Origin of the sequence: Achromobacter aegrifaciens, from assembly GCF_902859735.1 — a bacterium.
Classification (GTDB): domain Bacteria; phylum Pseudomonadota; class Gammaproteobacteria; order Burkholderiales; family Burkholderiaceae_B; genus Achromobacter; species Achromobacter aegrifaciens.
Genome location: NZ_CADIJY010000004.1, coordinates 446,601 through 458,641 on the forward strand (window position 1 = coordinate 446,601; position 12,041 = coordinate 458,641).

Consider the following 12,041-nt stretch of genomic DNA (forward strand, 5'->3'; position numbering starts at 1 on the left):
GCCTAGCGTTGTCCGAAGCGCGTATCGCCAAACAGCGCCTTCTGGTCACGCGGCTGCGAACGCCAGTACTGGCGCGGCGCGCTGACCTGGCCGCCCAGTTGCGCCGCGGCGTGCCACGGCCAGCGCGGGTCGTACAACATGCCGCGCGCCAGCGCGACCATGTCGGCCTGGCCGTTCTGCAGGATGTCTTCGGCCTGCTGCGCCTCGGTGATCAGGCCCACCGTGATGGTCGGCATGCCCACCTTGCGCTTGATTTCGTCGGCGAACGGCACCTGGTAGTTCGGCCCCACGGGTATCTTCTGCTGGGACGAGACGCCGCCGCTGGACACGTCTATGAATTCACAGCCGCGTTCCTTCAAGGCTTGCGCCAGGACCAAGGTCTGTTCCAGGTCCCAGCCGCCTTCGACCCAGTCGGTGGCCGACACGCGCACACCCAGCGTCACCGACGGCGGAATGGCCTCGCGCAGCGCCTGGAAGACTTCCAGCGGAAAGCGCATGCGGTTCTCGAGCGAACCGCCGTAGGCGTCGTCGCGCCGGTTGGACAGCGGCGACAGGAACTGATGCAGCAGATAGCCGTGCGCGGCGTGCAGTTCGATCGCGTCGAAGCCCAGCCGCACGGCGCGCCTGGCGCTGGCCACGAAGGCGTCGCGCACGCGGGCCAGACCCGCCGTGTCCAGCGCGTGGGGCGGCGGTTCCGACGCATTGTGCGGCACGGCCGAAGGCGCCCAGCCCTGCCAGCCGCCGGCCTCGGGCGGCACCAGTTGGCCGCCGTTCCAGGGCGCTTCGCTGGACGCCTTGCGGCCCGCGTGGCCCAGCTGTATGCCCAGCTTGATGGGCGCATAGCGGCGGATGGCTGCAACGACGCGGCCGATGGCCGCCTCGGTTTCATCGGACCACAGGCCCAGGTCTCCCGGGGTGATGCGGCCGTCGGGCTCCACGGCGGTGGCTTCCACGAACAGCAGCGCCGCGCCGGACAAGGCCAGATGCCCCAGGTGGATCATGTGCCAGTCGGTCGCCAGGCCTTCCTCAGCCGAGTACTCGCACATGGGCGCGATGACGATGCGGTTGGCCAGCTCCAGCTGGCCGATGGACGTGGGACTGAAAAGCAGGGACATGCTGGAGCCTCCTGGGCGTGGGATGCGACAGCATAGCGCCCCGACCCGCCCGGGAACCTGAATACCGCAGCCCCGGGCGGGGTCAAGGCTGGCACGCAAGCGCCGCGCTACTGCCCTTCGATCACCGAATCCAGGAACTGGCGCGTGCGCGCTTCCTTGGGCTGGCTGAACAGCACCGCCGATTCGGCGTCCTCGACGATGTTGCCCTCGTCGAAGAACAGGGTCCGGTCCGAGCTGCGTTCTGCGAACTTCATCTGGTGGGTGACGATGATCATCGTCATGCTGCGCCGGGCCGACAGGTCGCGCAGGATCTGCAGGATGCCGCCCACCAGCTCCGGGTCCAGCGCGGAGGTCACCTCGTCGAACAGCATGATGTCGGGGCACATGGCCAGCGCGCGCGCTATGCCCACGCGCTGCTTCTGCCCGCCCGACAACTGCGCGGGATAGACATCGAGCTTGTCGCCCAGCCCGACCATCTCCAGGTATTCCACGGCGCGCTCGCGCGCCTGGTCGCGCGACATGCCCAGCACGTGCACCGGGGCCTCCATGGCATTGGCCAGCGCCGTCATGTGCGGGAACAGGTTGAAGTGCTGGAACACCATGCCGATCTTGCCGCGCACCTTGCGCAGATGCTCTGAATTGAGGCCGGCGGGGCGGCCCTGCGCGTCGGTCCACATGGGCACGCCGTCGATCTCGATGTCGCCGCTGGTGGGCTGGTCCAGCGTCATCAGCACGCGCAGCAAGGTCGATTTGCCCGAGCCGGAGGGGCCGATCACTGCCACGGTCTGGCCGGCCGGTATCTCCAGGTTGATGCCGCGCAGCACCTCCAGTTCTCCGTACTGCTTGCGCAGGTTCTTGATGCTTACGCTCGCGCTCATCGCTTTCCTCCATATCGTTGCAGGCGGGCCTCCAGGCCGCGCACGCCCCAGGCCGCCACCAGGCTCAACGCCAGGAACAGCAGGCCCACCAGGGTCAGGGGCTCGGTGTAGCGGAAGGTGGCAGAGCCGATCATCTTGCTCTGCTGCAGCAGTTCCACCACGGTGATCGCCGACAGCAGCGGCGTGTCCTTGAACATGGCCACCAGGTAATTGCCCAGCGCCGGCACCACAGGCGGAATCGCCTGCGGCAGCACCACGCCCACGGCCGTGCGCCAGCGCGACATGTTCAGCGCGGTGGCGGCCTCCCATTGGCCGCGCGGCACGGCTTCGATGCCGGCGCGGTAGACCTCGGCGCAATAGGTCGCGTAGTGCAGGCCCAGCGCGGCGATGCCGGTGGCCAGCGGCGACATCCGCACGCCGGTCAGCGGCAGCACGTAGAACAGGAAGTACATCTGCACCAGCAGAGGCGTGCTGCGCACGAACTCGATCACGAAGGCGGTGGGCAGGGACACGATGCGCAGCCGCGAACGCCGCAGCAAGGCCAACACCAGGCCCAGCGTCACAGCCACCAGCATGCCCAGCAGCGTGGCCTCGATCGTGATGACCAGCGCCGAGCCCAGCGTGGGCAGGATCTCCAGGGCGAAGGACCAATCGAATACCGGCTTCATCGCACGCGCACCTTGCGTTCCAGCAGACGCACGCCGGCCGTGATCAGCAGCGCCACGGCGAAGTACATCAGCAGCATCAGGGTGAAGATCTCGGTGGTGCGCAGGGTCTCGCTGCGCAGCAGCTGGCCGCGGAAGGTCAGGTCCGTGATGGTGATGAGGGACACCAGCGCGGTGTTCTTCAACAGCTCGATCAACAGGTTGCCCGCAGGCGGCAGCATGGCCGGCACGGCCTGCGGCACCACGATGCGGCGCATGATCTGGCCGCGCGTCAGGTTCAGCGCGATGCCGGCTTCGCGCTGGCCCGGCGGCACCGCGCGGATCGCGCCGCGCACCACTTCCGCGCCATAGGCGCCGGCGTTCAGCGCCAGCACCACGATGCCCACCAGCATGGCCGGCAGTTGCACGCCGAACAGCGGCAGCACGAAGTAGAACCAGAAGAGCTGCACCAGGGCCGAAGTGCCGCGAAACACCTCGACGTAGACCGCCGCGATCCAGCGCAGCGGGCGCACGGACGACAGGCGCCCGATGCCCGCGGCCAGTGCCAGCGGAACTGCCAGCACCACGGCGCCTGCCATGATCTCCAGGGTCACCGCCAGCCCCTGCAGGAGCGGTGGCGCCAGCTCGGCGAAATGCTCAGATATCAGCCGCATGCGCGCCCCCTTACTGGCCGGCGCACAGCTTGGCGGCCGTGACCCCCTTGGGCAGTTCCTCTGCTGTGAAGCCAAAAGGCGCCACGAGTTTCTGGTGTTCTTCGGTGCCGATGAACTTTGCCAGCTCAGCATTGAAGGCGTCGGCAAAGGCCTTGTCGTCGCTGCGGAAGGCATAGGCGCCGTAGCCGCGCACGTCCTTGCCGTCGATGACGGGATCCTTGAACGGGTCGGCCTTCTCCAGGCCGCTGGCCGCGCTGGTCTTGCCCATCAGGTCGTTGACCGTGAGCGCCGTGGCCGCATAGGCGTCGGCACGGCCCGCCTGCACGCCGGACAGCGCGCTGACCGCATCCGGGAACACCACCACCTGGGCAGGCGGCACCTTGATCTTGGAGGCGTACTCCGCTTCGATCGCGCCGACCACCACGCCGAGCTTGGCGTCGGGATTCTTCATCACGTCTTCATAGCTGTGCAGATTCTTGGGATTGCCTTGCTTGACCAGGAAGGACTGGCCCACCCCATAAGTGGGGTCCGAGAACGCCACCTGCTGGCAGCGTTCGGGCGTGACGTACATGCCCGCGGCGATGATGTCGAAGCGCTTGGCCTGCAGGCCCGGAATGAGCGAGCCGAACTCGGTCAGGACACCCTCCACTTCGTTGATGCCCATGCGTTTGAGCATCACCCGGGCGATCTCCACGGATTCGCCCGTGACCTTGGCTTCCTTGCTGTCCATGAAGGCGAACGGCGCTTCGTTGGCGTAGCCGATGCGTATCTTGCCGGCGGCCTTGGCGGCTTCCAGGGTGGACGCCGCGGCGGGCGCGTTAGCTGCCGGAGCAGCCTTGTCGGATCCCGAGTCGGAACATGCCGCCAGCACCCCCAGGCTCAAGGCGGCCAGCATACGTCTGGATCGGATCAGGCTCATGGCAGTTTCTCCTGTATTTATTTCGAGGTATATGGATTCACTAAAAATAATACGCTATTAAATGATTTCGACACGAATCATATGCCCGAAAAAAAGCAGGCCGCAGCCTGCTTTTTGCTTCGCCGCCCTATGGGCGTCAGGACAAGTTACGAATCGTAGACTTATATGTCCCCACTTATTCCGCGTAGGAAAAACGGCCGTTCCGGACGATGCCCATGACGCGGGCGCGCTCGTCGAAACCCTGGTGGTTGTCCTTGGTGATGTTAAGCACGCCATTGGGCACGACCAGGTCGCGCGTGTTTTCCAGGGCATCCCGCAGCGCCGCGCGGAATTCCGGCGTGCCGGGCTTGGCCCCGGTCTTGAGCGCCCGCGCCACCGCCGAGTCCAGCAGCATCCAGGCGCCATAGGCGTCGCCCGCGAACTGGGTCAGCGTGTTGGCGCCGTAGCGCGCTTCGTACTTGTCGGCAAAGGCCACCGCCACCTTCTTGACCGGGTTGTCGTCGGGCAGCTCGCGCGCCACCACGCCAGGGCCGGTGGGGAACAGGGTTCCCTCCACGTCCGCGCCGCCGACCTGCAGGAATTCCAGCGTGCCTATGCCGTGCGTCTGGTAGATGGCGCCGGTGTAGCCGCGTTCCAGCAGCGTCTTCTGCGGCAAGGCAGACGGGGTGCCGGCGCCGGCGATCAGCACGGCGTCCGGCTTGGCGGCGATGACCTTCAGCACCTGTCCGACCACCGACGCGTCGGTGCGCTGGAAGCGCTCCTGCGCCACGATCTTCAGGTCGGTCCCGGCAGCGGCGGTGAACTCCTTCCACCAGCTGTCGCCGTAGGAATCCGCGAAGCCGATGAAAGCCACGTTCTTCAGACCCTTCTTCTTCATGTCCGCGACCAGCGCGGTGGCCATCAACGAATCGTTCTGCGGCATCTTGAAGGCCCAGGCGCGCTTCGGATCGGACAGCGGCTCGACGATGACGCTGGAGGCGGCCAGCGCAATCATGGGCGTGCCGGTTTCGGCCAGCACGTCCAGGCCGGCCAGCGCGGCGGCCGTGGTGTTGGGGCCGACGATCGCGTCGACCTTGTCTTCCGAGGTCAGCTTGCGCATGTTCTTCACCGCGCGGCTGACGTCGGTACCGTCGTCCAGCACCACGTAGCGGGCCGGCTCGCCGCCCAGCGTGGCCGGCCACAAGCGGATCGCGTTATTGGTCTGGATGCCGATGGCCGCGGCCGGACCGGTGGTGGACACGTCCACGCCGATGACGATTTCAGCCTGGGCGGACAAGGCGGGGACGGCCAGCGCAATGGCGCAGGCGTAGCGGACGAGCTTGTAAGACATGACAGCAGTTCTCGGCGAGGTGTGAGCAGATGCCTGTATTTTGCCTGATGGCCGCGTGCCGCCTTGCGACGCGCATCAAGAAAGCTGGTCTGCGGTTACATAGGCTTGCCGTTGCGCGCAGACGCTTTCCGCGCCTGGCGCCCGCAGCCGCCTTATCATCGTTCATGCCATTCCAGGCAGCGCGCCCCGCCCCCAGCGGGCGGCCCGCGCCCTCCCACACCGGCCGCGCGCGCGACGGGCGCGGTCCTTCTACAGGAGTCACGCATGAAGAAAACCGCAACCGCCCACTGGTCGGGCGACCTGAAGACCGGCAAGGGCACGATCTCCACGCAGAGCGGCGCGCTCAAGGAACAGGCCTACGGCTTCAACACCCGCTTCGGCGACACCCCGGGCACCAATCCCGAGGAATTGCTGGGCGCGGCTCACGCCGGCTGCTTCACCATGGCCCTGTCCAACATCCTGTCCGAAGCAGGCATGGTCGCGCAAAGCCTGGACACCAAGGCCGAAGTCACGCTGGACAAGGTGGATGACGGCTTTGCCATCACCGCTGTCCATCTGACGGTGGAAGCCGTCATTCCCGGCGCCAGCGCCCAGGCCTTCGAGGACGCGGCCCGCAAGGCGGAAAAAGGATGCCCCGTGTCCAAGGTGCTGAACGCCAAGATCTCCATGGACGCCAAGCTCAAGTCCTGATCCCCGGTGCAGCCCATGGCCCGTCCGAGAAGGATGGCGCCATTGGGCCGCCCTATCCCCTGCTTGCCCAAAATCAATTTGACGATGCCGTCCCCCAAGAGGATGATGAGAATCATTCTCAGGAGCGAGCATGGGCCAATTCATCTACGCGATATCCGGCGGCAGGACCGCGCTGGCGCAGGACGTCCAAGTATCGGCGGGCCTGCGCCGCATCGCCGGCCCTGGCATCCTGGTGGCCGTGGGCTATATCGATCCGGGCAACTGGGCCACCGACATCGCGGGCGGCAGCGGCTTCGGCTACGGGTTGCTGCTGGTCGTCATCACCTCGGCGCTGCTGGCGCTGGGCTTCCAGATCCTGGTGTCGCGCCTGGCGCTGGCAACGGGGCAGGACCTGGCCACGCTGACGGCCCGCCACCTGTCGCCGCGCCTGGCCAAGGCCGCCTGGCTCGCGGGCGAGGCGGCGATCCTGGCGACTGCCCTGGCCGAACTCATCGGCGGCGCAATCGCCCTGCGCCTGCTCTTCGGGCTGCCGCTGATCGCGGGCGTTGCGGTGACCGGCGTCGGCACGTTTGCCGTGCTGGCGCTGACGCGCGGCAACGCCGACAAGCACGAGCGTTTCATTGCCCTGCTGCTGTCGGTGGTCGCCATGTCCTTCGTGTTCCTGCTGTTCAAGGCCAACCCGGCCTGGACGGAAGTGGCGCACGGCGTCACGCAGACCGGCCGCGCGCTGCGCGACCCGCAGGGCTTCCTGATCGCGCTGGGGATACTTGGCGCGACCCTGATGCCGCACAACCTGTACCTGCATTCCGGATCGCTCGCGCAGCGTGCGCAGCAATTGCCGCCCAGCGCCCGCGACCTGGCCATGCGCGTGGCGCGCAACGACACCGTCGTGTCGCTGGGCCTGGCCATGCTGATCAACGCCGCCATCATGATCGTCGCCGCCGCCTCGCTGTCGGGCTCGGGCATCATCGTGTCCAGCCTGGACGACGCGCATGCCGTGATCGGCCAGACCCTGGGCATCGGCGCGGCCATCGTGTTCGCCGTGGCGCTGTATGCCGCGGGCCAAAGCTCCACCATCACTGGCGTGCTGGCCGGACGCATCCTGTCCCAGGGCTTCCAGGTGGGCAGCGGCTGGTCGGACCGCCGCCGCGCGCTGGCGACGCGGCTGGTGGCGGGCGCCGCGGCGGTCGGCCTGCTGGCCTTCACCGGCGGCCAGGATCCGGACGGCCTGCTGGTGCTGAGCCAGGTCATCCTGAGCCTGGCCCTGCCCTTCGCGCTGGGGCCGCTGGTGCTGCTGGCTTGCCGCAAGAGCCTGATGGGCAAGTACGTGTTGCGCGGCGCCTGGGCCTGGGCCGCGGTTGCGGCCACGGTCGGCATCCTGCTGCTGGATGGCTATCTGGTGGCGGACATGCTGGTCTGAGCCCCAGGGATAGCCTGGAATAAAAAAACGCCAGCGATGCTGGCGTTTTTCTCGTACCCGCTATCGGGCTCAGTGGTAGGCGGAGACCACGGGGTGCTGGCGGCGGCCGGCGTCCATGTCGTGCAACACCTCGCCCACGGCGCCGCCGAAGGCGGCCAGGCGCACTTTCAGGCGCAGCCAGCGCGAGCCGGAAGCGTGGCCGGACAGGCTTTCCGCGATGATCGCGTCATGGATCAGGGTACGTTCCAGCTCATCCGACATGCGGGCATTCTTCAGCGCGGTATCGCTCATGGTTCTCTCCTTGAGAAAGCGATGTGGAACAACACGAGTCCATCTTAGACCTGTGCTTGCTGCGCCGCAATAAATTTCTTAACCATTTTTTTATGCGTTGCGCAATGGGTACAAACACCGAAAATGGTGCACATGTGCACTGCTGCCTGCACCTTTCTTGTGCTGCCCCTTCCGAAGACGCCCGTCAGGGCTGTGCGAGATGCGCCTGGATCAGCATGTCCGCCATCTGCGCGACCCGGCCGGCTGGCCCGCCTTCGCCAAATAGCTGGCTGGAGACGAAGGCCCCTTCGAACAACAGCAACAGGCCATCGCCCAGCGCGTCGGGGTCGGCCGCCCCCATTTCCGCCGCCATGGCAGCCAGGCGCCGCCGCAGCTCGGCCTTGTGTTCCACCGCCACGGCGCGGGCGGGATGACCGGCCTCGGGGTATTCCACCGCCGCATTCGTCAGTCCGCAGCCTCGGTAGCCGCTCTGCACCGCGCGCACGCCCAGGCCGGTCAGGTAGGCCAGGATCTGGGCCCGGGGATCGCCCGGATGCGCCGCGCAGGCCGCGTCGAAACGCGCCCAGAATTCAGCGTCATAGTCGCGCAGATAGGCCGCCGCCAGTTCGTCCTTGGACGAAAAGCTGCGGTACAGGCTGGGTTTGGTCACGCCCGCTTCGCTGACGATGGCGTCCACGCCCACCGCCCGGATGCCGTCCCGGTAGAACATTTCGCGCGCGGTCTTGCGGATGCGCTCGGCCGCCAGCGGCGGCTTGGATGCGGGCCGATCGGCGCTCGAGGTTTTACTGGCCATGGATGGGCTCCTTTCCGGATGACGGATCGACTAAAAATCGCTTGACGATGTTACTGACCGGTACGTACTATTCGCAAACCCCATTACGTACCGGTCAGTAACATGAGTATAGCCCACCCTCCCGTCCCTTTCCGGCGCGCCGGCCAGAAGTACGCTTTTGTCGTCGTCGCGGTGATTTTCCTGTCCCTGCTGGTATCCGCCGGCCTGCGTTCCTCGCCCAGCGTGTTGCTGGTGCCTCTGGAAGAAACCTTTGGCTGGAGCCGCAGCACCATCTCGCTGGCCGCCGCGGTCGGCATCTTCCTGTATGGCATGGTGGGACCGTTCGCGGCCGCCGCGATGGAGCGCTTTGGCTTGCGGCGCGTGCTGATCGGCGCGCTGATGCTGATGGCTGCGTCCAGCGCGGCCAGCGCCTTCATGACCCAGTCCTGGCATCTGCTGCTGACCTGGGGGGTGTTCTCGGGCCTGGGGTCCGGCGCGGTCGCCGTGGTGCTGGGCGCCACCGTCGTCAACCGCTGGTTCACCAAGCACCGCGGCGTGATGATGGGCCTGCTGACCGCCAGTTCCGCCACCGGCACGCTGGTGTTCCTGCCGGTGCTGGCCGCGCTGGCCTCGTCGGGCGACTGGACGCGCGTGGTGTGGACGGTCGCTGCTGCTGCTGCGGCGCTGGTACCGCTGGCCTGGTGGCTGGTGCCGGACCGGCCTGCCAGCGTCGGGCTGGTCCCCTTCGGCAGCGATCCGCATGCGCCGCCCGCGCCCGCCGCGCCGCGCACCGGCATGCTGGCGGCCACCTTCGGCGCGCTGGCCCGGGCCTCGCGCACCCGCACGTTCTGGTTCCTGTTCGCGACCTTCTTCGTGTGCGGATTCACCACCAACGGCCTGGTCGGCACGCACCTGATCGCGCTTTGCGGCGACCACGGCATGCCCGAGGTGCAGGCCGCGGGCCTCCTGGCGTTGATGGGCATCTTCGACCTGATCGGCACCACGGCGTCCGGCTGGCTCACCGACCGCTACGACCCACGCAAGCTGCTGTTCGTCTACTACGGCCTGCGCGGACTGTCGCTGATCTACCTGCCCTATTCCGACTTCTCGTTCTACAGCCTGTCGATCTTCGCCATCTTCTTCGGCCTGGACTGGATCGCCACGGTGCCGCCCACGCTGCGCCTGACGACCGAAGCCTTCGGCGAGCGCGACGCGTCCATCGTGTTCGGCTGGATCGTCGCCGGCCACCAACTGGGCGCCGCCAGCGCCGCCTGGATGGCGGGCGCCGTGCGCGAAGCCCAGGGCAGCTATCTGATGGCCTTCGTCATCTCCGGCATGACGGGCCTGATCGCCGCCGTCATTGCGCTGATGATAGGCAGGAAGCGCGTGGTGGCGCAGCCGGCCTGAGCGCGCCAGCGGGCGGGCGGCCGAGCCCTGGGCCCGCGCCGTCCGCGCCGATGACAGCTCACTTCAAGCCTTGGGCCCCGCGCCCGCGCAGGTTGTAGGTCTTCTTGCTGCCCACATGCCTGCGGATGAGCGACTCCGCAAGCTCGCCGTCGCGCTGCATCAGCGCCTGCACGAAGGCCTCGTGGTCGGCCACCGCCGCCGTCCATTCGTCGATATCGAAGTTCGACTTGTAGCGCAACGCCTGCACCTGCAGGTTCAAGCGGTCATACGAATGCGTCAGCGCCGGGTTGTGGGCCGCCCGGTTGATGGCGATATGCGTGCCCATGCTGGCCGCGAAATACGCGCGGATGTCGCGCTGTTCATACCCTTGCAGCATCTGCGCGTGCAATTGTGCGATATGCGCCAGTTCCGCGTCCGTGGCGCGTTCGGCGGCACTGCGCACCGCCAGCCCCTCCAGCACCGACAGCACGTCGAAGATGTTCTCGACATCGTCGGCCGACAACTCGATCACCATCGCGCCGCGCTTGGGCTGCAGAGTCACCAGGCCGTCGGAAGCCAGCATGCGATAGGCCTCGCGCAGCGGCGTGCGTGAAATCTTCAACTGGTCGCACAGGTCCCGCTCGTTCAGCCAGGTGCCCGGCTTGAAGGTGCCGTCGATGATGAGCTGCCGCAATTTTTCCGCCACCACGGCCGGCAGCGTGGGGTGATGAATGGCCAAATCGGGGACGGACTGGTCCATAACTTCAGGGTTAGCCATGAGTTGTTGCCACTCGCTATTTCGACTATTTTTGTATCTGGTATACCAAACACCAAAGGCATACCAACCTGACCCCATCATAGATCAAGCAACACGCGGGCAGGCTGACAACCACCAAAGGAGACCCACATGCACAAGCACGCTCGCGCCTGGGCCGGCGCCCTGGCGTTGACCGCCGGCCTGGCCGCCGCCAGTCCCGCCCTGGCGCAGGACGCATCCAAATGGCCGGAACGGCCGGTACGCCTGATCGTCGGTTTCGTGCCCGGCGGCGGCACCGACGTATCGGCGCGCATCCTGTCCGCGCGCCTGTCGGCGCTGCTGGGCCAGCAGGTCGTGGTCGAGAACAAGCCCGGCGCTTCCGGCCTGATCGCGGCCGACTTCGTGGCCAAGGCCGATCCGGACGGCTACACGCTGCTGCTGGCCAATATGCAGTCCACCGTCGCCGCGCCCTATGTGGTGCAGTCCAGCGTCGACCCGATCAAGGACTTCACGCCGGTGCGCTACATCGGGTCGGTGCCCAACGTGCTGGTGGTCAATCCGGCCAAGCACAGCTACGCCAGCGTGCAGAACCTGGTGGACGACGCCCGCGCCAAACCCAAGCAGCTGACCTACGCCTCCTCCGGCATGGGCAGCCCGCAACACCTGAGCGCCGCGCGCTTCTCTCAGATCGCGGGCGTCAGCATGGAGCACGTGCCGTACAAGGGCAGCGGCCAGGCCATGACCGACCTGCTGGGCGGCAGCGTGGACATGAACTTCGACACCCTGCCCGGCGCCATCAACCAGATCCAGGCCGGCAAGTTGCGGCCGCTGGCTGTGACCAGCACCGAACGCAGCAAGCGCCTGCCCGACGTGCCGACGCTGGCCGAGTCCGGCATCAAGGGTCTGGACATCGTGCAGTGGTATGCGGTGCTGGCCCCGGCCAAGCTGCCCAAGCCGGTGCTGGACAAGCTCGACCAAGCGCTCAGCCAGACGCTGGCCGATCCCGAGATCAAGGCCAAGCTGGCCGACCAGGGCATGGAACTGGGCGGCGGTCCGGCCACCCCCGCGGCCTTCGCCAGCTACGTCCAGGACGAATGGAGCAAGTACGGCAAGCTCACCGCCAGCCTGGGCCTGACCAAGCAGTAAGCCGGCAGCAACCCGGCGG

Annotated in this window: 13 protein-coding genes; 4 read left to right on the forward strand and 9 right to left on the reverse strand. The window is 67.0% G+C overall.

The features are described from left to right. Positions 1–2: 2 nt before the first annotated feature. The 6 genes from HV766_RS15125 to HV766_RS15150 form a co-directional block, all read right to left on the reverse strand. Positions 3–1,115 carry an NADH:flavin oxidoreductase/NADH oxidase gene (locus HV766_RS15125; protein ID WP_175181433.1) on the reverse strand — a complete coding sequence of 371 codons (1,113 nt, stop codon included), beginning with the start codon at positions 1,113–1,115 and terminating at the stop codon, positions 3–5. A 107-nt stretch (positions 1,116–1,222) separates the two neighbouring features. Then, positions 1,223–1,993 (reverse strand): ectoine/hydroxyectoine ABC transporter ATP-binding protein EhuA, encoded by a 771-nt coding sequence (gene ehuA / locus HV766_RS15130; RefSeq protein WP_054455983.1) that lies wholly within the window; start codon positions 1,991–1,993, stop codon positions 1,223–1,225. After that, a complete protein-coding gene (ehuD, locus tag HV766_RS15135; protein WP_175181434.1) occupies positions 1,990–2,661 on the reverse strand; it encodes an ectoine/hydroxyectoine ABC transporter permease subunit EhuD in 672 nt (223 codons plus the stop codon). Before ehuD ends, ehuA begins: the two co-directional genes overlap by 4 nt. Beyond that, the gene (ehuC, locus tag HV766_RS15140) at positions 2,658–3,311 is read right to left on the reverse strand and encodes an ectoine/hydroxyectoine ABC transporter permease subunit EhuC (protein WP_054455979.1); all 654 of its coding nucleotides are present in this window, start codon (positions 3,309–3,311) and stop codon (positions 2,658–2,660) included. Before ehuC ends, ehuD begins: the two co-directional genes overlap by 4 nt. Before the next feature lie 10 nt (positions 3,312–3,321). Then, on the reverse strand, positions 3,322–4,230 hold the full coding sequence (gene ehuB, locus HV766_RS15145; protein WP_175181435.1) for an ectoine/hydroxyectoine ABC transporter substrate-binding protein EhuB: 909 nt from the start codon (positions 4,228–4,230) through the stop codon (positions 3,322–3,324). Between the two features lie 175 nt (positions 4,231–4,405). Continuing rightward, complete coding sequence (locus tag HV766_RS15150; protein WP_119449321.1) at positions 4,406–5,560, reverse strand: ABC transporter substrate-binding protein; 1,155 nt, start codon at positions 5,558–5,560, stop codon at positions 4,406–4,408. Between the two features lie 264 nt (positions 5,561–5,824). Here HV766_RS15150 and HV766_RS15155 point away from each other — a divergent pair, with 264 nt between their 5' ends. Both HV766_RS15155 and HV766_RS15160 read left to right on the forward strand, forming a co-directional pair. Continuing rightward, positions 5,825–6,250 (forward strand): OsmC family protein, encoded by a 426-nt coding sequence (locus tag HV766_RS15155; protein WP_054455974.1) that lies wholly within the window; start codon positions 5,825–5,827, stop codon positions 6,248–6,250. Positions 6,251–6,380: 130 nt separating this feature from the next. Beyond that, a complete protein-coding gene (locus HV766_RS15160) occupies positions 6,381–7,670 on the forward strand; it encodes an Nramp family divalent metal transporter (RefSeq protein ID WP_175162986.1) in 1,290 nt (429 codons plus the stop codon). Between the two features lie 69 nt (positions 7,671–7,739). On the opposite strand, the gene HV766_RS15165 is transcribed toward HV766_RS15160, so the two are convergent. Next, on the reverse strand, positions 7,740–7,961 hold the full coding sequence (locus tag HV766_RS15165) for a hypothetical protein (protein WP_054455972.1): 222 nt from the start codon (positions 7,959–7,961) through the stop codon (positions 7,740–7,742). A 184-nt stretch (positions 7,962–8,145) separates the two neighbouring features. Next, the gene (locus tag HV766_RS15170; protein WP_054455971.1) at positions 8,146–8,754 is read right to left on the reverse strand and encodes a TetR/AcrR family transcriptional regulator; all 609 of its coding nucleotides are present in this window, start codon (positions 8,752–8,754) and stop codon (positions 8,146–8,148) included. A gap of 102 nt (positions 8,755–8,856) precedes the next feature. Here HV766_RS15170 and HV766_RS15175 point away from each other — a divergent pair, with 102 nt between their 5' ends. Further along, positions 8,857–10,140 carry an MFS transporter gene (locus tag HV766_RS15175; RefSeq protein ID WP_054455968.1) on the forward strand — a complete coding sequence of 428 codons (1,284 nt, stop codon included), beginning with the start codon at positions 8,857–8,859 and terminating at the stop codon, positions 10,138–10,140. 58 nt (positions 10,141–10,198) lie between these two features. On the opposite strand, the gene HV766_RS15180 is transcribed toward HV766_RS15175, so the two are convergent. After that, the gene (locus tag HV766_RS15180) at positions 10,199–10,897 is read right to left on the reverse strand and encodes a GntR family transcriptional regulator (protein WP_225588757.1); all 699 of its coding nucleotides are present in this window, start codon (positions 10,895–10,897) and stop codon (positions 10,199–10,201) included. Between the two features lie 129 nt (positions 10,898–11,026). Between HV766_RS15180 and HV766_RS15185 the strand changes: the two genes are divergently transcribed. Continuing rightward, a complete protein-coding gene (locus HV766_RS15185; protein WP_054455963.1) occupies positions 11,027–12,022 on the forward strand; it encodes a Bug family tripartite tricarboxylate transporter substrate binding protein in 996 nt (331 codons plus the stop codon). The last annotated feature ends 19 nt before the right edge of the window (positions 12,023–12,041 follow it).

What these genes read in the sequence shown, in the direction of transcription:
- ehuA (WP_054455983.1), bottom strand. Translation starts at nt 1,993, where the DNA reads ATGAGCGCGAGCGTAAGCATCAAGAACCTGCGCAAGCAGTACGGAGAA.
- HV766_RS15155 (WP_054455974.1), top strand. Translation starts at nt 5,825, where the DNA reads ATGAAGAAAACCGCAACCGCCCACTGGTCGGGCGACCTGAAGACCGGC.
- HV766_RS15185 (WP_054455963.1), top strand. Translation starts at nt 11,027, where the DNA reads ATGCACAAGCACGCTCGCGCCTGGGCCGGCGCCCTGGCGTTGACCGCC.
- ehuB (WP_175181435.1), bottom strand. Translation starts at nt 4,230, where the DNA reads ATGAGCCTGATCCGATCCAGACGTATGCTGGCCGCCTTGAGCCTGGGG.
- ehuD (WP_175181434.1), bottom strand. Translation starts at nt 2,661, where the DNA reads ATGAAGCCGGTATTCGATTGGTCCTTCGCCCTGGAGATCCTGCCCACG.
- HV766_RS15175 (WP_054455968.1), top strand. Translation starts at nt 8,857, where the DNA reads ATGAGTATAGCCCACCCTCCCGTCCCTTTCCGGCGCGCCGGCCAGAAG.
- HV766_RS15165 (WP_054455972.1), bottom strand. Translation starts at nt 7,961, where the DNA reads ATGAGCGATACCGCGCTGAAGAATGCCCGCATGTCGGATGAGCTGGAA.
- HV766_RS15125 (WP_175181433.1), bottom strand. Translation starts at nt 1,115, where the DNA reads ATGTCCCTGCTTTTCAGTCCCACGTCCATCGGCCAGCTGGAGCTGGCC.
- HV766_RS15150 (WP_119449321.1), bottom strand. Translation starts at nt 5,560, where the DNA reads ATGTCTTACAAGCTCGTCCGCTACGCCTGCGCCATTGCGCTGGCCGTC.
- HV766_RS15180 (WP_225588757.1), bottom strand. Translation starts at nt 10,897, where the DNA reads ATGGCTAACCCTGAAGTTATGGACCAGTCCGTCCCCGATTTGGCCATT.
- ehuC (WP_054455979.1), bottom strand. Translation starts at nt 3,311, where the DNA reads ATGCGGCTGATATCTGAGCATTTCGCCGAGCTGGCGCCACCGCTCCTG.
- HV766_RS15160 (WP_175162986.1), top strand. Translation starts at nt 6,381, where the DNA reads ATGGGCCAATTCATCTACGCGATATCCGGCGGCAGGACCGCGCTGGCG.
- HV766_RS15170 (WP_054455971.1), bottom strand. Translation starts at nt 8,754, where the DNA reads ATGGCCAGTAAAACCTCGAGCGCCGATCGGCCCGCATCCAAGCCGCCG.